Source organism: Streptomyces sp. NPDC050508 (assembly GCF_040655155.1).
Taxonomy (GTDB): domain Bacteria; phylum Actinomycetota; class Actinomycetes; order Streptomycetales; family Streptomycetaceae; genus Streptomyces.
In genome coordinates, this window is sequence record NZ_JBFAJJ010000009.1 from 191623 (window position 1) to 214523 (window position 22901).

The following is a 22901-nucleotide window of genomic DNA, read 5'->3' on the forward strand; positions in this document are numbered from 1 at the left end:
AGAAAGGCCCGCCATGCCCGCGGAACCCACACACGGAGACATCCACACCGGTGACGTCTCCGGCACCTTCGTCGTAGGAGACAACAACCGCGTGACGACCACGACGCCTCTCCCCGAGCAGCCGAAGCCGCAACCACACCAGCAGAGTTCCGCGGAGGACCAGGCGGCCTCCTTCACAGTCCAGGACGGCCCCATGTACGTCACGTACAACGCCGCAGTCGAGCGTGACGCGGAAGACGCGGAAGGCTGAGAACGCCGCGTGCCCCGGCCGACGATCGGCCGGGGCACGTACTCCGCGATCCGCTCAGTCCTTGTCGGCCAGCAACTCCAGGTCCTGAGCACTCAGCGTCGCCGTCTTCAGCAGTTCCCTGATCAGGTTGACGCTGAGTGTCGACCCGACCGGCTCGCCGACCTCGTCGCGCAGCAGTCCGCGCACGCCCCGGCGGTGCAGCCGTTCGCGTACGTCCTCGACCGTGTTCGCGACCGACTTGTGGGTCCAGGACTTGGTCGCGTAAGGGGAGGCGTTGACCAGACGGGCCGTGTCCTCCCAGGCCAGCGGGAGCGGGAAGGCGTCGTGGCCCTCCAGGTAGCGCCGGGCGAGCCCGGTCAGCACCAGCCGCTCCTGCGGGGAGAGTTCGTAGACCGTCTCGGGATCCACGGTCTCCGCACCGCTCGTGGAGCGGGGATGCCGGTCGTCCTCGTCCACGACGCGGACCTCCACCAGGTGGGAACGCCGCTTGGACGAGTTGATCACCAACGGGGTGTACCCGGACGCGATGAGCCGCTTGTGGCCGTTGAGCATCAGCACGCCGTCGGGCAGTTCGATCGGCAGATTGCCGGTGTTTATAAGCCACCATTCGCCGTCCGTGGCCGTGCAGGTGAACACGCCGTGCCGGCGGCTGACGGTCGGGTCGTCGACACCGACCGGCACATGCACGTCCTCGCGGTCGCGCCCGAACAGCAGCGTGTACCGGCGCGGCGGCACGGCGTACCCGCCCTCCGGGCCCAGTACGAAGATCGTCCCCGGCGGCGCCGAGGGCACCCTGTCGGAGGGACTGCCCGGTGGCAGCATCTGGGGTGGGAAGTTTCCGTATGCCATATCACATACCTCCGGCTCGGCTCGCGTCAGTGTATGAGCGCACCGCGAGGACCGGTCCTCCCGCTGATACGTACGCTGGGCAAAGGCGTGTTCGCCGCCAACTCGTGTTGCCTTGCCCCGACTTGCTCGATAGCCTGCCCGCCCGTGAACGCGAGCGGTCGGGGAACTTCTGATGATGGACAGCACGATCGCCGAACCGCTCGGCGCGGACGATCCGCAGGAGATCGGCAGCTTCCACATCATCGGTCTGCTCGGCGTCGGCGGCATGGGCGAGGTCTACCTCGGGGCGTCCGACAAGGGCTACGCAGCCGTCAAGCGCGTCCGGTCACGGCTGGTCTCCAGCGAGCGCTTCGAACGCGAGGTCGGCATCCTCTACCGGGTGCCGGCCGGGGTCGCGCCGCGGGTTTTGGCGAGCGACGGCACCGCGGAACGTCCCTGGTTCGCCACCGAGTACGTGCCCGGACTCACCGTGGACGAGGCGGTCCGGCTGCGCGGCCCGCTGCCCGCCGAGGCGCTGTGGCTGCTGCTGGCGGAGGCGGCCACCCACCTGTCGGCCGTGCACGCGCTGGAGATCGTGCACCGTGACGTCAAGCCCGGCAACGTCATGCTGGTCCGCGACGGCGTGAAACTGATCGACTTCGGCATCGCGCGCGCCGCGGACCAGGCGAGGCTCACCAAGAGCGGTGGCAGCTACGGCACGCAGGGATTCTCGGCACCGGAACAGCAGGCCGGGGACGAGGACGTGGACGCGCCCGCCGACGTCTACGCGCTCGGGGCGCTCGTCCTCTACGCGGCCTCGGGCCGCACGCCCGGTGTCGTCCCCGACGTCGAGCCGCTGCGTGCCGTGGACGCCGACCTCGCCGCCGTCATCGGGTCCTGTCTCGCGACCGGCCCCGGAGCCCGCCCCACCGTAGACGAGGTGGCGGAGGCGGCTCGCGCACACCTGCCTGATCCTTCTCCCACCTGGCCTTCCGAGGTCATGTCACGCATCGCCTCGCGACGTGCCTTCGCCGCGACGCCCGTCGGCAAGCTGGAGACCGTTCCGCCGCCGGACCTGGACGCGGATCCGACGCCCGAGACCGTGCCCCCGTCCGCCGCGTTACCGCGCCGCCCACGCAAACGCCTGCTCCTGCTCGCGACCGCCGCAGTGATCGCACTCGGCGCCGTCGCGGCGTTCGAACTCGGCCCGTCCGGTTCCCGGCACAACGGCGCCGCGCATCCGTCCGGCAGCGCGTCGGTCAGCGTCGAGCCCATGGGCGGGGCGACACGGACGTCCTCCGCGAACCCGAGCCGTTCGGCCTCGCCCACCGCGAAGTCCGGGGGCCCGACCCCGGTGGTCACGGCCGGCACGGACACGACCGTCACGCCGAGCGCGTCCAGCACACGTTCGCCCTCCGGCGCCGTCAAGACCACCACGTCCTCGGCAGCCACCCCCCACGTCACCTCGTCGTCGATCAGCGGTGTCAACGGCGGCGACGACCCGGCACAGGTCAAGGGCTCAGAGGCGGACACCTCCTGGGTCGGCAACGACGCCGCCTGCTCCGCCTGGCTGGACGACAACGGCTCCGGCGAGCTGGCAGGCGTCCTCAACACCTCCCTCGGCCAGAGCTGCGGCGCCGAGCTGTACCGCAACGACGGCATCGCCTACGTGTTCCACGCCTCCGTGGGCGCCGCGAAAACAAGTTTCGTCCCGGATGTCGGTCACACGATGTGGATCTGCGTCTGGAACGCGGACGACCGATCCGACGAGCAGTGCTCCGCCCGCTTCGCGATGAACGGCAACACCCCGGTCAAGCAGTGAAACAAACGGCACGACCCGTGGGCCTCACAGACCATGCAGGGGTTGTGGAACCGCGCGCGACGAGGACTTGACGGTCCAGGTCCCGGTCTTCGCGGCACTGGTCACCGTCGGCCCGTATGTCCTGGCGAGGGGCGCGGTGAGCTTCGCCTCCTTCAGGGAGACGTTGCCGGTCGCCTTCCAGCGGAGGGTCAGCGGGACCGCCGTGGTGTTCACCGTGGCGGTGGCGGCTGTCTTGCCGTCGACCAGGATTCCGTACGACGAGACGAGTGCCGGCGGGGTCGTGGTGGATCAGGTCACCGTGAGCGGGCCGTTGGTGTAGGAGGCCGTATTGACCACGCTCGTGCCGGTGGCGTCGTCGATGGTGAGGCCGGCGGCCAGCGTACGGACGGTGCCGAGGGCGGCGTAGAACGCGTCACCCGGGCACAGGGTGTTGTAGCCGTCGCGGTGGCCGTGGATCGCGGGGAACGTCATCTGTTCGCCCGGGCCCCAGCTCCTGCCGGCGAGGTTCTGGCCGCTGACGGCGGTGGTGAGGGTGACCTTCGAGTCCGGTTCGACGCCGTACTGGCCCAGCTTCCAGGCGGAGAGGCGGGCGACCGAGGTCATCGCCTCCGTCGAGGGTGCGGCATCCGTGTAGGTGCCGAGGACGGAGATGCCGGTGGTCAGCGAGTTGAAGCCGTACGCGTGCGCGCCGACGACCGGGAGACCGACACCGCCCTTGCGGCCCTCGTAGATCGTCCCGCACTTGTCGACGAGGAAGTTGTAGCCGATGTCCTTCCAGCCCAGCGTCGTCACGTCGTACGTGTAGATCGCGTTGATGATCGAGGGCGCCTGGGCGCAGGTGTAGTCGTTGGTCGAGGCCGTGTGGTGGACGACCACCGCCTTGATCTTCCCCGCGATGTACGTCGGCTCCTCCGGGCTCAGTGATTCGTCCGCGCCCCACCCCGAACGGGCGGTGACGGGGGGCTGGGAAGCCGTGGAAGGCGAGGGCGAGGTGGTCGCCGACTCGCTGGGAGCGGTGCTCTCGGAGGCCAGGGCCGAGGGAGACTCGGACGGCGACTCCGACGTGGACTCGGAGTCCGTGGGGGAGGGCTCGGTGGCGACCGGATCCGGCGTCGCGGACTCGGGGGTGGGAGTGACGTCGGTCGGGTCGGATGTCGGGGATTCGGAAACGGTGGGCGTCTCGGTTCCATCGGTCCCGTCCGCGTCCGCGATGAAGGCGGCGGCCTCGATGTCGCTTCCCGTACTGGTAGCCGCACCCGGGCTCGTACTCGTGCCGCCGGACGTGATCATGTGGAGGCGAAGCCCCTGGGGCAGTTTCGAGGCGACCTTCCCCTTGATCCGTGCCTCGACGCCGTCGGAAAGACCGACCCACGCCGGCTCGGTGCCACCCCGGGAGGCGCTCTGCTCTGCCGCACCGCTGTCACTGTCGAGGGTCAGCCAGCCGGACCATTTCCCGGACCCGGCGGCCCGTGTCCGCACCTCGACCGTGCCGGCCAGATCGGCGGAAGGCTTCCGCCAAGTGATCCCCAGCATGCTGAACGGCTCGACGTCTTGCCGGGCGAGCGACGCGGACCCCCCATCGCCGCCCACCGTCAACGCGGCCGACCGCACCTGATCGCGTACCGGTGCGGACTTGCCGGCAGCCTGCGCACTGTCGCCGGATGCCCCGTTGGCTTCCTGCACGACCAACGTCCCGCACACGGCCGCCGCGACGACCGCGCCCGTTCTCCACCAACGACGCATTCTCATACCGGCTTTGATGCCTTCCGCTCTACATCTCTACATCGACCCCAGCCAACTCCTCGCGCAGGTGACCGGCACGTCCGGCCGCACCGCGCGTTCCCGCTCGGTGCGGCCGGACGTGCCGACGCTTGTGCCTACTTCAGGTAGCCGCCCTTGAAACCGCTCTGGTCGGCCCAGATGCGCTCGCGGGCGTCCCAGCTGAAGCCGTTCCACTTGCCCTGCCAGATCGTCTCGGCGTGGGCGTTGTTCGCCGGGTCGGCGGAGATCCACTCCTTGACCGGGCCGTTGGAGAACTCGGCGAAAGGCACGAAGTTCCGGTGCGAGGCCCAGCCGTTGTAGACCTTGACGACCCGGGTGGCGGTCGTGCGGTAGTTGACGCCGATCTTCACCGTCGTGACCTTCACACGCATGATCGTGTCGGAGACGCTGTACCAGGCGCTCCGGTCGTAGTACCGGGCGGACGGGTCGGAGAGCTCCTCGTCGGTGGTCGGGGCCGTCTCGGTCTCCTCCACGTTGAGCGTCGCCTCAAGAACGACGTCCCCGTCCTCGGTCTCCTTCCTCAGCTCGGTCTCGTAGGCCTCTTCATCGATGGTGTCGATGTCGGAGACGTCCGAGATGAAGTCGCCGATCTCCGCACCGCGCTGAGGGTCGTTCAGGAGGGTGACGAACTTTTCCTGGTCGCTGTCGGACAGCTCCGAGTACTGGTCCAGCGTCTCCTGGGCGTCCGTGTCACCCAGCTCCACCTGCTCCACGAGGTAGGCCTCGTAGGCCTCGGGAGTGGTGCCGCTCTCTTCCGCGGACGCCGTCGCGGGCATTGCCGCCATGGTGAGGGCGGCCGCCGTGACGGCAGCCAGTCCGACGAGTCTCTTGCGGGTCATCTTCACGGTATTACGCATATCTACTGCCTCCATTACGTGGATGGGAAACACGAATCGAATTGAGCAGTAGGGAATGCATGCAGCATGCAAGTGGAGGCATTGCCTCAGGCGAGCGAACGCCTCCTCCCCCCTACGCGCGGTTTCCGCCTTTCCCCTTCGGCGTTTGCCGCGCAGATGTGATCTTGCCGTAAAGGCCGACTACATGGAACCCTTACATGCTTTATTTGAGCTTTACCTGAGGTTGCCCTGGGTTTGCTTGGATTTGGTCTGTACTTTGCTCTGCGATATATCCCAAAAACTGCGTTTTGACCGTATCCCGGGAATGGTCCAACTGTCGGATCGTGGAGGCCGGCCCTTCTCGGTGTGGGTCCGAGATGGTCATATGGGGGCCTTGCGGACTCGATCTCCGCCGCCTTACTCTTCGATGCGATCAAGCGGACCCGTCTTCCTCTCGCCGCTGCCGTCGGCACAGCCGACTGCTTCCCCTACGGCCTTCTGACGGATCACGCCCGTGCGTCACGCCCTATGCGTGAGAAGCGCACGTGGACAACGTTTCGTCACATTTCTCTTCGTCGCGTTTCTCTTCGGCACCCGGCCTTTGGCGTGCCGAAATTCTCCACTCACCTTCCTCGCATGCTGAGTCATGCCTGCCTGATTCCGAGGGCGATATGTATAGACGGATATGGATGGCGGCCATCACCACGGTGATGGCCGTGAGCCTCGGCGCGATCCCCGCCCACGCGGCTGGTACCTCGTCGCCGGCCACCGTCGCGGCGGCCACCACCGCAGACGACGTACCGGCCGGGACCGCGGACGACCCGATCGACGCACCGTTGTACGACGCCACCGCCGATGGCAGCACGGTCCGCGTCATCGTCGTCACCGAGAACCGCGACGACCTGTCCGGCGCGGCAAGCGTCGGCGAGACGCTCCAGACCTTCGAGACCCTGCCGATGGTCACCCTTCGGGTCGACAAGGACGGGCTGGACGAACTGGCCGCCCAGGACGGTGTCGTGAGCGTCACCGAGGACGAGTTGTCCGAGCCGAGCCTGGACGAGAGCATCCCGATCATCGGCGCCGACGACGCCCACAAGGCCGGCAGGACCGGCGAGGGCAGCGCCATCGCCGTCATCGACACCGGCGTCGCCACCAACCACCCGTTCCTCAAGGACCGGGTCGTCGCCGAGGCGTGTTTCTCCCCCATCGACACCAGTTACGGCGCCACCAGCCTCTGCGGCAACGCCACCGCCACCCAGGAGGGCACCGGCGCCGCCAACTCCGCGAGTGGAGCCTGCGCCACCCTCGAAGGCTGCGACCACGGCACGCATGTCGCCGGCATCGCCGCCGGTGACGGCACCGGCGTCTCCGGCGCACCCGTCACGGGTGTCGCCCCGGGCGCCGACATCGTCGCGATGCAGGTCTTCTCCAAGTTCGACACCGCGAAGTACTGCGGTTCGGCCGCCGCCACCCCCTGTGTCCGCAGCTTCACCAGCGCCCAGGTCGCCGCCCTGGAGAAGGTGTGGCTGCTCCAGCAGGCCGGCACCCCGATCATCGCCGCCAACCTGAGCCTGGGTTCGGCGAGTTACACCTCCGCCTGCACCAAGGACGCCCGCAAGACAGCGATCGACAAGCTCTACGAGGCCGGCATCGCCACCGTCGTGGCCGCCGGCAACAACGCTCTGACCACCGCCGTCAACGCCCCTGCCTGTGTGCCCAACGCCGTCTCCGTCGGCGCCACCACCGACGACGACGAGATCGCCTCCTTCTCCAACCACGGCCCGCTGCTCGACCTGTTCGCTCCCGGCAACGGCATCATCTCCTCCGTCCCCAGCGGCGGTTACGACTCCAAGAGCGGCACTTCGATGGCGGCCCCGCATGTCGCCGGCGCACTCGCCGTCCTCCGCCAGGCGTACCCCAACGAGGGCATCGCCAGCCTGATATCGCTGCTCGCCACCACCGGTACGGCCATCGCCGACGAGGCAGGCGTCAGCATCCCGCGCATCAACGTCGCCAAGGCCGCCGCGGCGGTCGACGAGAAGCCCGAGGGGGACAAGAAGCCCCGCGCCTTCCAGGCCGACAACGACAAGGACATCGCGATCCCCGACGCCCCGACCGGGTCGACGGGCACCCCTGCCACCTCGCCGATCACCGTTGCCGAGTACCAGGGCAACGCGCCCAAGAACCTCAAGGCGTACGTCAACATCACCCACACCTACCGGGGCGACGTCAAGCTGGAGCTCGTCTCGCCCACCGGCTCGACGTACCTGCTCAAGAGCGCGAGCAGCTCCGACGGCGTGGACGACATCGTCGGAGAGTTCACGGTCGACGCCTCCGCCTCGCCCGCCAACGGCGAGTGGAATCTGCGGATGACCGACACCGACGACGGCGACACCGGCACGCTGACCACCTGGTCGCTGATCTTCCCGACCCCGTTCGAGTCGACGGCCAGCCAGACCATCCCGGACAGCGGCACCCTCAGCACCACCATCGCCGTCTCCGACATCGACGGCAACGCCGCCGGCCCGCTCCAGGTGTACACGAACCTCACCCACACCAAGATCGGTGACCTGCGACTCGTCCTCGCCAGTCCGGACGGCAAGTCCTACACGCTCAAGGCCTACGGCTCCGAGGCGGGCGGCACGCTCCAGACCACCTACGGCGTGGATGCCACCGACGCGGTCGCCAACGGCACCTGGACGCTGAAGGTCACCGACTCCGCCACCGGTTCCACCGGTACCCTCGCGGGCTGGTCGCTCGGGTTCCCCTCGTACGAGAACCAGACTCTGAAGGCCATCCCGGACAAGAACTACACGGAGATCTGGACGAAGACCGCCGGCCTGTCCGGCGTCGGCTCCGCCAAGCTCCAGGTGTACGTGCACGTCGAGCACGAGTACCTGGGCGACCTCAAGATCGACCTGATCGCACCCGACGGCTCCATGCACGCCCTCAAGGCCAACGCCGAGGAACCCGGCGGCACCCTCAAGAAGATCTACACGGTCGACGCGAGCGACCTGCCGGTCAACGGCTGGTGGAAGCTCCGCGTCGACGACGTGGGCACCGGCGACACCGGCACGGTCAACAACTTCGTCGTGAGGTTCTGAACTTCCGCGACGCCGAACGGGCTTGTGTCACCCACCCGCCTCACCTATCGTTTATCGATAACATCGAAAATCGATAACATCGAGAAACGACAGGTGAGGCGGCGCGGCGTGTCCGAAGACCGGAAGATGCTCGAACCCATGGCCACGGTCGTGTCCATCGTCCTGCGCACCCTGTTGGCCCTGCTGACGGCGGGGCTGGTCTTCACCGTCGTCCGAGGCGGTTGGGGTGACGCCGCCGTCTGTGCCACCGACGACTCGGCCTACAGCTCGACCGTCCCCGGCGGCTTCTCCCCCGAGAGCGGTGCGCAGGTCGGCTCAGTCCCCCGCTACTGCGCCGGGAACCCCGACGCACACCTGCGCCTCCTGGACGTACTCGGAACGCTGCCGTCGACGCTGCTGGTGATCAGCGGCCTCTTCCTGCTGCACAGGCTGTTGCAGGGTGCGGCGCGGGACGGCGTCCACACCGTGCGGACGGCATCCCGGTTCCGCCGGCTCGGTTGGTGGGTGCTGCTCGGGAGCCTGGTCGTCGAGATCATCGAGGCCAACGCCAGAGCAGCCCTGCTCGCGGAACTCGCCAAGACCGTGGACTTCACGGCCGGCGCCTGGCTGACCATGTGGTCAACCCCTTACCTGGCCGTACTGACCGGCCTCGGCCTGCTCACCTTCGCCCGGATCACGCTCGCGGGCGCGTCCATGCGCGAGGACCTCGAAGGGGTCGTCTGATGGCCGCCGACGACGACCACGAGGGCCACGAGGGCCACGACATCGAGGTGCACCTCGACAAACTCCTCACCGAGCACGGCATGACCCTCACCGAACTCGCCCACCGCGTCGGCGTGACCAACGTCAACCTGTCCGTCCTCAAGAACGGACGCGCCAAGGCGATCCGGTTCACCACCCTCACCCGCATCTGCGAAGTCCTCCAGTGCCAGCCGGGGGACCTGCTCAGCCACCGCCCCGCACCACCCCCAGCACATCCCCGGAATTCCTGACCCAATGCCTGACCCAATCCCCGACCCACTGCACCTCTCAAGAAGGAGACCCGGATGTTCGGCGTCATGGACACAGACATGAAGATCGCGCTCGTGATCACCGCGGCTGCCCTGATCGCCCTGGCGATCGTGGTGGGGCGGTGGCTGACGCGCCGCTGAGACCACGGGGAAGTAGGGGCCAGAGCTTCCGTCTTGCGAACCGCGCGCACAGGGCCCGCGTCTTCCCTCGCAACTGCCGCCACACGCACAGGGGAACAGGCCGTGACCGACAAGGACGTTGAGCAGACCTACGAGCGCGGTGACGACTCGGGGCCCTGGTGGGCGGACCTCGGGGCGTGGGGCGCCGTCGCGCTGATCGTCTTCGGGGGGCTCGCGGCAGTGTGGGTCTTTTTCCGGCTGCCTGGCTCCCCGGAGGAGCTGGCGACCAGCTACTACCAGGCCGCCAAGGTCGTCTGCATCGGCCTGGTGATCGCGGGAAGCGCCTTGCTGGGCCGCCGTCGCGCCCCGGCCGCGGCCACCGAGGGGACGAACGAGACGAACGAGCCGGAACGCGCTTGATGCCACCGGCCGGTGAGCAACGTCAGGTTGATACGCCGTGGCGGTCCTGCTCGACGGCTTGCCGGAGTTGGGGCCGCTGTACGCGCCGAACGTCAACTCCTACCCGGCCACGGGCGCAGGCTGGAACCTTGAGGTTCGGGTGCCGGGCGCAGATGACGTCTTCCCGTTCCGCCGGTTGCAGAAGTGCCGGTGCGCGGCGATTCGGCCACGGCCGGTACCCCTGTCCGCCCCGTGATTCAGGGGTGAGCGACGTACGTGTCCCGTAACCGTGGGGCGGGGACACGACTCAAACACGCGTGTTCGAAGACGGCTGCGGGCTCGTTGGCCCGGTCATCATCAGTCATCCCCAACCCGGCTTCCAGGCCGCGTTGTTGGCGTTGCGTAACGGTGGCCGTCGTCCGCGCCGGACACCGGTACGCCCTGGTCCCCGTCCCCCTCACCCGATCGAGCACAGGAGATCCCATGAACCCCACCCCCGTCTGCGCCCCTCCCCTCCCCGGACGACCTGAGGCTCTCCATGCAGCCCCGGTGGGCATCGTGGTGGACGCGGATATGTCACGCCCGACACCGAGGTGGGGGGCATGACCGACCCGAACCTCCCATCGGCGCCGCTGTGCGCCTGGGCCGAGAACACCCTGGGCCCGCTCGCCGCCGTACACAACGTCTCGTCCGCACCCTCGACCGCGGCGGCCGTGTGGTACCTGATCCGCAGGTCCGACAACGCCCGCTTCCATCTCAAGTCGGCAGCGTCGCCAGGGGACTTCACCCGGGAGACGTTCGCCTACCGGCATGCCGTGTCCGCCCTCGGTCCGGGTCGCGCGCCGCGGCTGGTGGCCACCTCCGCGCGGCACCTGGCTCTGATCCTGACCACCCTGCCCGGCACGCTCCTGCCGCAACTGCGGCTGACGGAGGCCGAGTTCAAGACGGTCCACTGGCGGGCCGGTGCGCTCGTCTCCCAACTGCACCAGGCCGGACGGCCGACCGCGACCGCGCGCCGTGAGGCGTCCTCGCTGCTGTCCCGTCTCGCCGACGCGTCGGCCCGTCACGTCGATGCGGCCGGTGACCTGCTGTCGGCGGAGGACCAGAAGTTCGTCATGACGCTCGCCGACCGCCTGCATCTCCTCGATCGTCTGCCCCTCGGCTTCGTACACGGAGGCGTCCTCGAATCGAGCCTCCTCTGGTCCGACACGTCATGGCCGGCCCTGCAGGACTTCGAGCGGTCGCGCTTCGCCCCGGCCGTCCTGGACTTCGTCCACCTCGCCTACGGCCTGTGGGCCACCCGGCCGCGCGTACGCACCGCGTTCTTCCACGGCTACGGCCGCCCCCTGGGCCATGACGAACGGCAGGCTCTGCGCTGTCTGACCGGCCTGCGGGCCGTACGGTCACTGGCCGAAGGACGCGCCCGCGGGGACCAGGCAGCCGTCGGCACGGCCCGGTCGGTACTGGACCGGCTGAAGAACGAGGTGGGTGCGTGAGGCCCGAAGGGGCCGTGGTGGGTGCCGGGCGGGTGCCGCCCCCGCCGCCCTGCCGAGCTGCGCTACGGCGGCAAGTACGGCAAGAACCCGTTGGAGGCGGCCTGTTCGCCGACCTCCTCACCCTGTCCGCCGACCGATGACGCACCCGTCGCCCGAACGGCACGAAGGAGCAACCCGGTTGGGACACACACCGCAGGACGCATGGGACGCGCACTACACGGAGGGGGCGGCGCTTCCGCCCCCACGCGCCGGCTCCCGGCGAGGGCGGCAGGGCCCTGGATGTCGGTTGCGGCCTGGGGGAGTTGGCCGTCCACCTGGCATCGACCTCGGGGCCCTCGGGCTGTAACCACGGATGAGTGGTGGGCTCACGCCACCCTGCGTGAGCCCGCGTTCGCTACCCGGGCACCAGGCAGTGCGGTCATGAGCCGACCGGGAGCAGGCCGGCGGCCCGGACCCCCGGGTCAGACTTCGTCCCGCTCGGCACGTCGTATGTCGTCGGGCAGTTCTCTCAACGTCGGGTCCGTGATGCGGGCGGTCAGGGCTCTGGTGAAGCGTTCGGCGTGCAGTACCCGGAACGGTCTGGAGTGGTATGGGCGGGTGGTCGGGTCGACTCTGTCCGTCAGGTTGAGTTGGTTGTGGATGCCGGCGACCGCTTCGTAGGCGTAGGCGAGGTGTTTCTCGCGGGTGTGCCAGTCCGTGGCCGCGAGGGCGGCGGTGAGGGTCGGGACGAGGCGGTGGCCGGCGGTGGTGCGGGCGAAGGCGCTGCCGAGCCATTTGTTGTACGGCGGGTAGCGGCGGTCCATGAGGAGGCAGAGGCGCATCAGGTGGCGGGTGAGGCGGCCGGCGACCATCGCGGAGCCGAGTTCGTCGCCCACTTCGCCGCAGCGGCCCACGAAGGCCTCCTCCTGGGAGATGCGGTTCCACTGGCGGGCCAGGACGTGGAGCCAGACGTCGGGCGGATACCAGCGCAGGGTGTGGCGTGCGGGGCCGAGTTCGTGCAGGCCGTCGTGGAAGACCGCGCCCGCTGTGACCTCGGCGAGGAGTTGGGTGGGGGTGGAGAGCCAGTCGGCGGGGGTTGTGTCGTGTGTGGGGTCGAAGCCCAGGGTCGCGGTGAACCAGGCTGCGGTGTGGGTGACTTCGACTCGGTGGTGGACCGGGCCGGCCGTGCCGCTCATGACGCGGATGTCTCCGTCACCCGTCGGGGCGAAGTTCGTCGGGTAGCCGTGGAAGGTTTTCGGGAGGTGCTCGGCGAGGTGGTGTCTGATGCGGCCGCCGTGGCGGGGGACGTCCCGGGGGCGGAGGAAGAGCTGGAGGCGTGGGCCCCATTCGTGGTCCGCCGAGCGCGGGGTGTCGTAGCCGAGGACCTCGGAGCCGCTGCCGATGCGGGCGGCGGAGTGGGGGAGGTCGGGGGCGGTCTCTTCGAGGAGGGGGCGGACGGCCTCTGTGTAGAAACGGCGGGAGAGTTCGAGGCCCGGTAAGAAATTTGGCATATTCGTGAAGCTCATGCGGGGACCCTGCCCAGTCCGGACATGATCGTGCACGCGAATTTCCGCCGACGCCCCTCAACTCGCCGCTCAACTCGCTCCTCAACTCCCGTTCGGTGCGCCCAACTTGCTCAACGCCCCGTCCGTCAGCCGATACGCCGTCCACTCCTCCTGGGGCCGCGCGCCCAGGGCCTCGTAGAAGTCGATCGCGGGGTGGTTCCAGTTGAGGACGGACCACTCCAGGCGTTCGTAGCCGCGTTCGACGCAGATGCGGGCCAGTTCGGTGAGGAGGGCCTTGCCGTGGCCGGTGCCGCGGGCGGTGGGGCGGACGTACAGGTCTTCCAGGTAGATGCCGTGGACTCCGCGCCAGGTGGAGAAGTTGAGGAACCACAGGGCGAAGCCGACGGGTTCGCCGGTGGTGTCGTCGGTCGCGATGTGGGCGTAGGCGCCGGGGTGTTCGCCGAAGAGGGCCTCGTGGAGTTGCTCCGGGGTCGCCCTCGCCTCCTGGGGTTCCTTCTCGTAGGCGGCGAGTTCGCGGATCAGGGCGTGGATGACGGGGATGTCGGTGGGGATCGCTGTGCGGATCATGCAGGGAGGCTAAGGGAAGGGAAGGCCAGGGGTTGTGCGGGGGATCGCCGTGGACGCGGAGACCGGCACGCCCGCGTGCGAAGTTGTCGTCGGTCGTCGGGTCACCCGCGCTCGAACGGCCTCGGCCGGAGCGGTAGCCGCCGATGTCCACGTCTCCTCTGCTCCTCTGCTCCTCCGCCGGACAGGGCTCTGCGGGAGGTGGAGGTGGAGGTGGAGGTGCGCGGGGTGTCCCCTTCAGGCGCCCTCCACCGCTTCCTGGGCCTCGGCGGCACCCGCGCGCTCGTCCCGCCGCCCGTTCTCCCCGCGCGGCAGCAGCAGTGGGCTCGCCAGGAGCAGGACCCCCGCGAGTGCGATCGCCGTGCGCGGGCCGGTGAGCGCCGCCAGCAGTCCCCACGCGGCCGTCATCGCCGCGATGGCCGCGCTGGTGCTGATCGACCAGGCGGTCAGGGTGCGGGCGACCCGGTCGGGGGCGGTGTGCTGGAGCCGGCCGGTGGCCAGCAGGGGGTTGAAGACGCCGATGCAGGTCACCAGGCCGAGTTGGACGGCGGTGACGAGGAGCATCCCGGGGATTCCGGGGCGGACGAACGCCAGGCCGACCGGCCAGCACGCGCGCAGGACCCCGGAGGTCAGCATCACCCTGTGCTGTCCGAACCGGGCCGCGAGCGGGCGCGCGAGGCGGGATCCGACGAAGCCCCCGGCGCCGGAGGAGGCCGCGAGCGCGAGTGCGTACTGCCAGGGCGCGAATCCGAGGCGGCCCAGCATGAGTACGGCGAGCAACGGCTCGGCGGCCATGATCAGGCCGTTGACCACCATCGCGTTGAAGAGCAGCGGGCGCAGGGTGGGGTGGGCGAGGATGTAGCGCCAGCCGTCGAGCAGGTCGCCCGCTCGCAGCCGCGGCGCACCGCTCCGCTCGGGGCGCGGTTCCGTCCCGCCGATGGCACGGATGCCGAGGGCCGAGAGCAGGTAGCTGACCGCGTCGGCCACGACCGTCGTCACCGGACCGAACAGCCCGATCGCCGCCCCGCCGAGCGGAGGGCCGAGCATGGTCGACGTCCAAGTCGTGGACTCGAAGCGTGCGTTGGCGATCAGCAGGTCCTCGGACGGCACCAGCGACTTCAGGTACGAGCCGCCGGCCGCGTTGAAGGCGATGTTCGCCGCGGCGACGACGACGGAGACGACGAGGAGCTGCGCGAAGGTGAGCAGCCCGAACGCGAACGCGACGGGCACGGTCAGCAGCGCCGCGAACCGGGTCAGGTCCATCGCGATCATCACCGGCCGCTTGCGACGGAACTCCACCCACGGACCCAGCGGTACGGCGACCAGGGCCCCCACCGCCCGCCCCGACGCGGCCAGCACCGCGACCTGGGTCGGACCGGAGTGCAGCACGAGGATCGCCATGAAGGAGAACGCGCCGAACCCGAGCCCGGTGCCGTACGAGCTGACCGCGAACGCCGCCCACAACCACCCGAACCGGCGCCCCAGCGCTCGCCGCCGCCCTGCCATACCCGCCCCACCCTCTCGCCGGAAAAGTGTGACACTTTCCGCGAAACTGACACACTTTTCCGGGACACCCACCCGCCGGCCACCATCATGGACACGACCGCGACCACGATTTCGGCCACCGGCATCAAAGCGAGTGCCGGACGTCGAGATCAAACAACCGACTCGCCGCGAAGTCACAACCCGTGGTTGTGTCTGCTGGTGAACGGCGATTGTCAGTGATGGCCAGTATCGTCGCCGACGTGGATCTCGACGCTGTGCGCACCTTCGTGGCCATCGCGGACGCGGGCCGTTTCCAGGACGCGGCCACGGAGTTGTCGATCACCCAGCAGGCCGTCTCCAAGCGCATCGCCACGCTGGAGCGGTCCGTCGGCGTACGGCTCTTCGCGCGGACCCCGCGCGGGGCGGAACTGACCGTCGACGGGCGGGCGTTCCTGCCCCACGCGCGCGATCTGCTGCGCGCCGAGGCGCGGGCGTTCGCCTCCGTCCGGCCCGGTCATCGCGCGCTGCGCGTCGACGTGATCGGCCGCGGGCTCGCCCCGGCTGCCCTGCTGCGCGACTTCCATCGCGCGCACCCCGAGATCGAACTCGACGTCGTGACCCTCTTCGACGCCGACGCGGCTGTGGAGGCCATCCGCTCCGGCACGGCCGACGCGTCCTTCCGCGCCGTCACCATGACCGGCCGGCCGCTCCCCGACGACACGGGCCCGGCGCGGTCCGTCTCCCTCACCGAGACCGGTCGGCGGCTCCGCGACGACACGATCCCCGCGCGGTCCGTCTCCGCCGCCGAGACCGGACGCCGGCTCCCCGACGACATCGAGGTCAGCCGGGCCTTCGACGAGCCCGTGCAGCTCCTCACCGGCCCGGCCCACGCACTCGCCGCCGCCCGCACGCTCACCCCGGCCGACCTCGTCGGGCACCGGATCTGGATGCCCGGCCTCGTCCCCGGCACCGAGTGGGCCGCCTACTACGACGCGCTCGCCGCCGCGTTCGGGCTCACCATCGAGAGCACCGGCCCCGACTTCGGCGTGGAGCCGCTGCTGGACACCATCGCCGGTTCGCGTTCACTCGCGACCCTCGTGGGCGAGCAGACCCGCCTGGTCTGGCCCGCCGGCCACGACCTGCGCCGCATCGCCCTACGGAATCCGACCCCGGTCTACCCGCACTCCCTGGTCCACCACCGCGACAACCGGCACCCCGCCCTCGCGGCCCTCCGCGACCACCTCCGCACCACCGCGAGACCCGACCACGCCGACGCGGGGACCTGGACACCGGCCTGGGCGTAAAAAACACAGCTAGCCGCGCAGCCGCCGGCCGATCTCCAGCTGATCCGGCACCGGTGGACGCCCGTCCTCCACCGCCCACAGCGCGTTCTGCAGCACCCGGCCCAGCGTCCAGGCGCGTGCCCGGTCCCGGTCCAGCCCGAGTACCTCCGTCATGGCGTCGAACCGCCACCCGACCTCGTCCGCGTCGAAGCGGTTCCACAGGGCCGGGAGGAGCTCGAAGCCGGGGTCGCCCGCGAGCGGCTTGGGGTCGATGGCGAGCCAGGGGGCGCGGTCCGCGGCCAGGACGTTCTCGAAGTGCAGGTCCCAGTGGAGCAGCCGGTCGCCGGGTTCGCCGGCGACCTCGCGCACCGCCGCCGCCCAGTCGGCGAGCAGCCGCCGCTCGGCCGGGTCGCCGACGCGGGGCAGTGCTGCCGGGGTCCGGTGCAGCGCCTGTGCCGCGATGTCACCGAGCCGCCGCAGCCCCGCCGGTGCCTCTACGGCCGTCAGGCGGGCCAGCAGCCGGGCGACGACCAGCGTGGCCTCGCGGGAGTCCGGCAGATCCGCCAACACCCGCCCCGAGTCCAGCCGTTCGAGCAGCAGCGTGCCCGTGTCGGCGTCGGCCTCCAGCAGTCGTACGGCCCCGTCGCCGTCCCAGACCCGCAGCGCGACCGGCTCCCCGGCCGTCTCCTCGTCCACGTCCTGGAGCTTGAGCGCGGCCCGCGTGCCTCCCCCACTCTCGACTCCGCTCGACCGGGAGGTGCCCCCATCCCGCAGCACGGGCAGGACCAGCGCGCACCGGCCGTTCATCGACGGTCCGTCGAGGCGCAGCTCCCACTGATCGAGGAACCGTGCGGCCCGCTCCCGGAGGGCGGTGGCGAAGTCCTCTCCCGCCTCCCCGCCGAAACTCTCGTAACTGGCGATGAGGTCGGCCGGAATGTCGATCACGCCTCCGACGATACTTGCGTGCGTGAATCGGCTCATGCGAATTACCCGGGGCCTCCACAGGGTGTGGACGTACGTCCGCAGCGCCCCCGGCACCTACGTCTGGCTCGGCGTCCTCTTCGTCACCACGGTCGCCATGCATCACATGTCGCCGGAGTTCGAGCAGGAGTTCCTGCGGCAGCGGTCCACCAACATCCACGAGCTGTCGAACAACCCGGTGCGGGTGCTGTTCGCGAGCGCGATGTGGATAGACGGGGGCCGCTGGCTGCCGTACGCCGCGTTGTACACGGTGTTCCACGCGCAGGCCGAGCGCTGGCTCGGTACGGCGCGGTGGCTGATGGTCTGTGTGGCCGCGCATGTGCTGGCGACGCTGATCAGCGAGGGGTCGCTGCTGTGGGCGATCAAGAACGGCATGGCGCCGCATTCGGCGGTCGACACCCTTGATATCGGGGTGAGTTACGCGCTGGCGGGGGTGGTCGGGGTACTTGTGTACCGGATCGCTGCGCCGTGGCGGTACCCGTATCTGCTGGTCGTGCTGGCGGTCTACGGGGTGCCGTTGGCGACCGACCGTACCTTCACCGATCTAGGGCACTTCACGGCCGTGCTGATCGGTCTGGCGTGTTATCCGCTGGTCAGAGGCTGCGGAAAAGCATGGAATCCGAAGGAGACAGTGGCCGCCCTCAGGGGTTAGCGTCCGGTCATGAGCAGCTCGGTGAACGATGTCGTGAACGGCGGCATCTCCTTCTGGTACGCGGACGACGGCCTCCCGGCACGACGGGAGCCCCTCGCCGGTGACGCGTCGGCCGACGTCGTGATCGTCGGCGGCGGCTACACGGGACTGTGGACCGCGTACTACCTGAAGAAGGCGGCCCCCTTCCTCCGGGTCACCGTCCTGGAGCAGAAGTTCTGCGGCTACGGCGCCTCGGGGCGGAACGGTGGCTGGCTCTACAACGGCATCGCGGGCCGCGACCGGTACGCGAAACTCCACGGCCGGGAAGCCGCCGTACGCCTCCAGAAGGCCATGAACGACACCGTCGCCGAGGTCGTCAAGGTCGCGGAGGACGAACGGATCGAGGCCGACATCCATCGCGGTGGCGTCCTCGAAGTCGCTTGTACACCCGCCCAGTTGGCGCGCCTGAAGGACTTCCACGAGCACGAGCTGTCGTACGGCGAGACCGACCGCGAGCTCTACGGCGCCCGTGAGACCGCCGAGCGGATCCGGGTCGCGGACGCGGTCGGTTCGACGTGGACGCCGCACGGAGCCCGCCTGCACCCGGTGAAGCTGGTGAAGGGGCTCGCGGCGGCGGCCGAGGCCCTGGGCGTCGTCATCCACGAGTCGACGCCGGTGACGGAGATCCGTCCCCAGCACGCCGTCACGCCGTACGGCACCGTCCGCGCGCCCTACGTCCTGCGCTGTACCGAGGGCTTCACCGCGAGCCTCAAGGGGCAGCGGCGGACCTGGCTGCCCATGAACTCCTCGATGATCGCGACCGAACCGCTCACCAACGCGCAGTGGGAGTCGGTGGGTTGGGGTGGTCTGGAGACCCTCGGCGACATGGCGCACGCGTACATGTACGCGCAGCGCACCGCCGACGGGCGGATCGCGCTGGGCGGACGCGGGGTGCCGTACCGCTTCGGGTCGAGGACCGACAACGACGGGCGCACGCAGGCGGCGACGATCGAGGCGCTGCGCGAGATCCTCGTCCGCTTCTTCCCCTCGCTCGCCGGACTGCGCGTCGAGCACGCCTGGTCGGGGGTTCTCGGGGTGCCGCGCGACTGGTGCGCGACGGTGACGTTGGACCGGTCGACCGGGCTGGGGTGGGCGGGTGGTTACGTCGGCTCGGGGGTGGCTACGACCAACCTCGCCGCGCGGACCTTGCGCGACCTGGTCCAGCTGGACTCGGGACAGGCGGGCCCCACCGACCTCACCACCCTCCCGTGGGTCGACCACAAGGTGCGCAAGTGGGAGCCGGAGCCGTTCCGTTGGCTGGGTGTGCAGGGCATGTACGCCACCTACCGTGCGGCCGACCGGCGTGAACTGACCGGGCACAGCGCCGAATCGTCGCGGTTGGCACGGTTCGCCGACCGGGTTGCCGGACGCCACTGAGGCACCGGCGGGCGACAACCACCCCCTGAATACTCACGGGTCCTGTGTCACCCCTGTGTGCGAGCATCGCCTCAACAGCCCATGATTCAGGGGGGATTCATGCCCGATATCGATTCCTGTCCACGAGCGAGACACAGACGGCCGACCGCGCTCGCCGTCCTCGTCGCCCTGCTCGCCGCACTCCTCTCACTGACCGGAGCGGGCGCCGCCCAGGCCGACGACGACCCCACCTGCGCGCCGCTCGCGCTCGCGCCCTTCGGCGACCCGGGGGACGCCGTCGGCAAGGCGACCGTCGTGCCCGGCGCGAGCACCTGCTACACCGTCACCGCCGACACGGCGGGCCTGTACCTGCTGTCGCTGAACGACACCAGCAACTCGGCGTACACCCAGCTCCTGGCCGAGGACGGCAGCCAGGTCGACTGCCAGGGCGACGACTACACCACGCACGGCATGTGCACCCTGCCCGCCGCCGGCACCTACACCGTGAAGGTCGTCAACAACGGCTGGAACGACGCCGACACGGCCGTCACCCTGGTCCCGCTCGGCTCGACGCGCGGCTGCGCGGACACCACCGGCACCTCCTGGGACCAGCCGGACGCCGTCCGCACCTCCGTGAGCCCGGTCGAGGTCGACTGCCAGCCGTTCACGGCCACCACCGGCGACCGCATCCGCCTCACCTACGGCTCGAAGGTCTACGGCTCCTCGCTCGCCTGGATCACCGACGCGACCGGCGCCCGGATCTGCCCGCACTTCCCGGAGGACGGCGAGGACAGCTGCGTCCTGCCCGCCGACGGCACGGGCCCCTACCGGGTCGTCTCCCGGGTGTCGTACGGCGAGAACGGCTTCCCCGCCGACTTCGCGGTGAAGACGCGCCGGCTGAACGACCCCCAGGGCTGCACCACCGCTCCCGTCCGGTCCTACGGCCCGCTGGCCGACCAGGACCTGACGACGAACCCCTGCTACACGTTCACGGTCGGCGCGGCGGCCCCGTACACCGTCCACTACGTGAGCGAGACGGGCGACAGCGGCCCCGCGCGCGTGTACGACGCGGCCGGCAAGACCGTGTGCCAGTCCTCCACCGACCCGTGCAAGGTGCCCGGCGCGGGCACGTACACCGCGGTCCTCGACGGCACGTACCCCTTCAACGACACGAAGGACGGCCTGATCGTCCTCGACCGCACCTCCTCCACCGGGTGCGCACCGGTCCAAATGGGCCTGCACAAGGGTGAGTTGAGCACGGCCGGGCAGTACGACTGCCTCACGCTGGACGCCCCGCAGGGCGCCTCGGTCGCCGCGCTCACCCCGCTCATCGCGTCCGGCGTCGACGCCGACGTCGAGGTCCTCGACCGCAACGGCACCGCGCAGTGCGGCGCGTCCGCCCTGTCCGCGGGCACCTGCGCCCTGACCGGTACGGCGCCCTACCGCGCGCTGGTCCACGCCTCCGACGGCGGGACCGGCCCGTACGGGGTCGCCTTCTACCGCACGGACGCGGAGAGCGGCTGCCCGGTGCTGCCCGCCGGCAGCTTCTCCGCCGACGGCGCGAAGGCCACGCTCACCACCGGCGGCGGCGTCTTCTCGCAGTGCCTGAGCATCCCGGCGAACGCCCACACGAACGCGGAGGTCCTCCAACTGGTCGCCACCTCGGGCGCGATCCCCGCGAAGTTCACCGTGCTGGACTCCGACGGCAAGCAGGTCTGCGACCGCCTCCCCACCACCAACGGCTGGACGCTCTGCGCCCTGACCCCGGGCAAGGCCCACACCGTCCTGGTCACCGGCCGCGACCTCGCCGCCTCCTACACCCTGACCCGGCGGGACGTCACCGCGACCGCCGCCTCGGCGGGCTGCACGCCGACACCGGAACAGAAGGTCGGCGGCCCGTCCGTGAAGGGCACGTACGACGCCCCCGGCACCCTGCGCTGCCACCAGATCACCACCGACGCGGCCACGGACGTCGTCCACGTGGACGTGCGGGACGCGCTGGGCACCGCGAACATCGCCGTCATGCGCGGTGACGGCACCGCCGAGTGCTCCTTCCGCAACCGCTCCTGCGCGGTCACCGGATCCACCACCCACCAGGTCCTCGTCCAGACCCCGGCCACCCTGGAGGCCGCCCCCGAGTACCACCTGGACGCCCTGCGCATCGCCACCGCCGCCGGTCCCGCGCCCGAGTGCACGAAGATCCCGTCGGTGGCCTTCGGGTTCGGCCCGCTCACCGGCACCCTCGACGAGTCGCACACCGCTGTGTGCGCGGTGCTGCCCACGGCCGGGCTCGACCGCTTCGACACGGCGATCACGGACACCACCGGCGCGACCGCCACGGCGGTGCCCGCGCTCTACAACAGCGCCTGGAACAACGGCTGTTCGCTGTACATCCCGGGCGGCTACCAGTGCGCGGCCGGCGGTACGTCCTCGGCGTCCAGCCCGTCCCTGCTGGTGCTCGGCCTGCCGGACAAGACGTCGAGCACCTCCTACCGTGCCGCGTTCAGCTGCCGGTCCCCGCTGTGCGGCCCGGACAAGGTGAGCGTCACCGGCGTCAGCCCCACCACCGGGGTCGCGGGCGGCAAGGTCGCGCTGACCGTCACGGGCACCGCGCTCGGCGGCGACGCCACGGTTCAACTCGCGCTCGCCGGCAAGACCTTGACGGCGACGACGGACTCGGTCTCGGCGGACAACCGGACCCTGAAGGCGACCGTCGACCTGACCGGCGCGGCCACCGGCACCTGGACCGTGAGCGTGATCGAGCGCGGCGTCCAGTACCAGTTCGGCACCTTCACCGTCACCCAGCCCGCCCTGACCAACACGGCCGCCCCGAAGATCACCGGCACGGCCAAGGTCGGCGCCAAGGTCACGGCGGGGAACGGGAGTTGGTCCGCGGCCCCGTCCTCGTACAGCTACCAGTGGAAGGCCGACGGCAAGGCGATCTCCGGGGCGACCGCGTCGACGTACACGATCGCCGCGGCACAGCTCGGCAAGAAGCTCACCGTGACCGTCACCGCCGCCAAGAGCGGCTGGACCGGCGGGGCGTCGACCTCGCCGGCGGTGACGGTCGCCAAGGGGGTCGCGCCCAAGGCCACGAAGTCGCCGGTGATCAGCGGGACTTCGAAGGTCGGCAAGACGTTGAAGGCCTCCACCGGTACCTGGAGCCCGACGGCCACGTCGTACGGCTACCAGTGGTACGCCAACGGCAGGGTGATCAGCGGTGCCACCAAGTCCTCGCTGGTCCTGAAGTCGGCGCAGAAGGGCAAGAAGATCACCGTCAAGGTCGTCGCGCACCGCACGGGGCACGGGGACGGATCGGCGGTGAGCAAGGCGACCAAGTCGGTCACCTGACCGGGCACTTGAGCCTGTCGACCGAGTGACGCCCCGGC

General features: G+C 70.1%; 19 protein-coding genes. 12 read left to right on the top strand and 7 right to left on the bottom strand.

From position 1 onward, the window contains the following. The first annotated feature begins 13 nt into the window (after window positions 1–13). Window positions 14–250: a hypothetical protein gene (locus tag AB0I69_RS26140; RefSeq protein WP_363098104.1), complete on the top strand. Its 237-nt coding sequence runs from the start codon at window positions 14–16 to the stop codon at window positions 248–250. A gap of 54 nt (window positions 251–304) precedes the next feature. Here AB0I69_RS26140 and AB0I69_RS26145 read toward each other — a convergent pair whose 3' ends face one another. Next, window positions 305–1099, bottom strand: a complete 795-nt coding sequence (locus AB0I69_RS26145) for an FHA domain-containing protein (protein WP_363098105.1) — start codon at window positions 1097–1099, stop codon at window positions 305–307. Between the two features lie 172 nt (window positions 1100–1271). Between AB0I69_RS26145 and AB0I69_RS26150 the strand changes: the two genes are divergently transcribed. After that, complete coding sequence (locus AB0I69_RS26150; protein ID WP_363098106.1) at window positions 1272–2900, top strand: protein kinase; 1629 nt, start codon at window positions 1272–1274, stop codon at window positions 2898–2900. 67 nt (window positions 2901–2967) lie between these two features. After that, window positions 2968–3219: a hypothetical protein gene (locus AB0I69_RS26155; protein WP_363098107.1), complete on the top strand. Its 252-nt coding sequence runs from the start codon at window positions 2968–2970 to the stop codon at window positions 3217–3219. On the opposite strand, the gene AB0I69_RS26160 is transcribed toward AB0I69_RS26155, so the two are convergent. Both AB0I69_RS26160 and AB0I69_RS26165 read right to left on the bottom strand, forming a co-directional pair. After that, window positions 3189–4649 carry an N-acetylmuramoyl-L-alanine amidase gene (locus AB0I69_RS26160; RefSeq protein ID WP_363098108.1) on the bottom strand — a complete coding sequence of 487 codons (1461 nt, stop codon included), beginning with the start codon at window positions 4647–4649 and terminating at the stop codon, window positions 3189–3191. The genes AB0I69_RS26155 and AB0I69_RS26160 overlap by 31 nt on opposite strands. 128 nt (window positions 4650–4777) lie before the next feature. After that, complete coding sequence (locus AB0I69_RS26165) at window positions 4778–5521, bottom strand: hypothetical protein (protein WP_363098109.1); 744 nt, start codon at window positions 5519–5521, stop codon at window positions 4778–4780. A 686-nt stretch (window positions 5522–6207) separates the two neighbouring features. Between AB0I69_RS26165 and AB0I69_RS26170 the strand changes: the two genes are divergently transcribed. The 5 genes from AB0I69_RS26170 to AB0I69_RS26190 all read left to right on the top strand — a co-directional run bounded on the left by AB0I69_RS26170 (window position 6208) and on the right by AB0I69_RS26190 (window position 11647). Continuing rightward, window positions 6208–8622, top strand: coding sequence for a proprotein convertase P-domain-containing protein (locus AB0I69_RS26170; protein WP_363098110.1), 2415 nt, complete (start codon window positions 6208–6210; stop codon window positions 8620–8622). Window positions 8623–8730: 108 nt separating this feature from the next. Continuing rightward, window positions 8731–9345 (top strand): hypothetical protein, encoded by a 615-nt coding sequence (locus AB0I69_RS26175; protein ID WP_363098111.1) that lies wholly within the window; start codon window positions 8731–8733, stop codon window positions 9343–9345. Then, on the top strand, window positions 9345–9614 hold the full coding sequence (locus AB0I69_RS26180; protein WP_363098112.1) for a helix-turn-helix transcriptional regulator: 270 nt from the start codon (window positions 9345–9347) through the stop codon (window positions 9612–9614). The genes AB0I69_RS26175 and AB0I69_RS26180 overlap by 1 nt, the downstream gene beginning before the upstream one ends. A 261-nt stretch (window positions 9615–9875) precedes the next feature. Beyond that, window positions 9876–10172, top strand: a complete 297-nt coding sequence (locus tag AB0I69_RS26185; RefSeq protein ID WP_363098113.1) for a hypothetical protein — start codon at window positions 9876–9878, stop codon at window positions 10170–10172. Between the two features lie 581 nt (window positions 10173–10753). Then, window positions 10754–11647, top strand: coding sequence for a phosphotransferase (locus tag AB0I69_RS26190; protein WP_363098114.1), 894 nt, complete (start codon window positions 10754–10756; stop codon window positions 11645–11647). 461 nt (window positions 11648–12108) lie between these two features. Here AB0I69_RS26190 and AB0I69_RS26195 read toward each other — a convergent pair whose 3' ends face one another. The 3 genes from AB0I69_RS26195 to AB0I69_RS26205 all read right to left on the bottom strand — a co-directional run bounded on the left by AB0I69_RS26195 (window position 12109) and on the right by AB0I69_RS26205 (window position 15222). Continuing rightward, window positions 12109–13152 carry a DUF4037 domain-containing protein gene (locus AB0I69_RS26195; protein WP_363098115.1) on the bottom strand — a complete coding sequence of 348 codons (1044 nt, stop codon included), beginning with the start codon at window positions 13150–13152 and terminating at the stop codon, window positions 12109–12111. A gap of 81 nt (window positions 13153–13233) precedes the next feature. Further along, entirely contained in the window at window positions 13234–13719 is a 486-nt protein-coding gene (locus AB0I69_RS26200; protein WP_363098116.1) for a GNAT family N-acetyltransferase, read from the bottom strand. A 234-nt stretch (window positions 13720–13953) separates the two neighbouring features. Beyond that, the gene (locus AB0I69_RS26205) at window positions 13954–15222 is read right to left on the bottom strand and encodes an MFS transporter (protein WP_363098117.1); all 1269 of its coding nucleotides are present in this window, start codon (window positions 15220–15222) and stop codon (window positions 13954–13956) included. A 239-nt stretch (window positions 15223–15461) separates the two neighbouring features. On the opposite strand from AB0I69_RS26205, the gene AB0I69_RS26210 reads away from it, so the two are divergent. Next, window positions 15462–16505, top strand: coding sequence for a LysR family transcriptional regulator (locus AB0I69_RS26210; RefSeq protein ID WP_363098118.1), 1044 nt, complete (start codon window positions 15462–15464; stop codon window positions 16503–16505). A 9-nt stretch (window positions 16506–16514) separates the two neighbouring features. Here the strand turns inward: AB0I69_RS26210 and AB0I69_RS26215 are convergent, their stop codons facing one another. After that, a complete protein-coding gene (locus AB0I69_RS26215; protein WP_363098119.1) occupies window positions 16515–17429 on the bottom strand; it encodes an aminoglycoside phosphotransferase family protein in 915 nt (304 codons plus the stop codon). A gap of 34 nt (window positions 17430–17463) precedes the next feature. Between AB0I69_RS26215 and AB0I69_RS26220 the strand changes: the two genes are divergently transcribed. From AB0I69_RS26220 to AB0I69_RS26230, 3 genes are all read left to right on the top strand, one after another. Then, window positions 17464–18117, top strand: a complete 654-nt coding sequence (locus AB0I69_RS26220) for a rhomboid-like protein (RefSeq protein ID WP_363098120.1) — start codon at window positions 17464–17466, stop codon at window positions 18115–18117. 9 nt (window positions 18118–18126) lie between these two features. Beyond that, window positions 18127–19533 carry an FAD-binding oxidoreductase gene (locus AB0I69_RS26225; RefSeq protein ID WP_363098121.1) on the top strand — a complete coding sequence of 469 codons (1407 nt, stop codon included), beginning with the start codon at window positions 18127–18129 and terminating at the stop codon, window positions 19531–19533. Window positions 19534–19632: 99 nt separating this feature from the next. Further along, window positions 19633–22863, top strand: coding sequence for a Tat pathway signal protein (locus AB0I69_RS26230; protein ID WP_363098122.1), 3231 nt, complete (start codon window positions 19633–19635; stop codon window positions 22861–22863). Window positions 22864–22901: the final 38 nt, after the last annotated feature.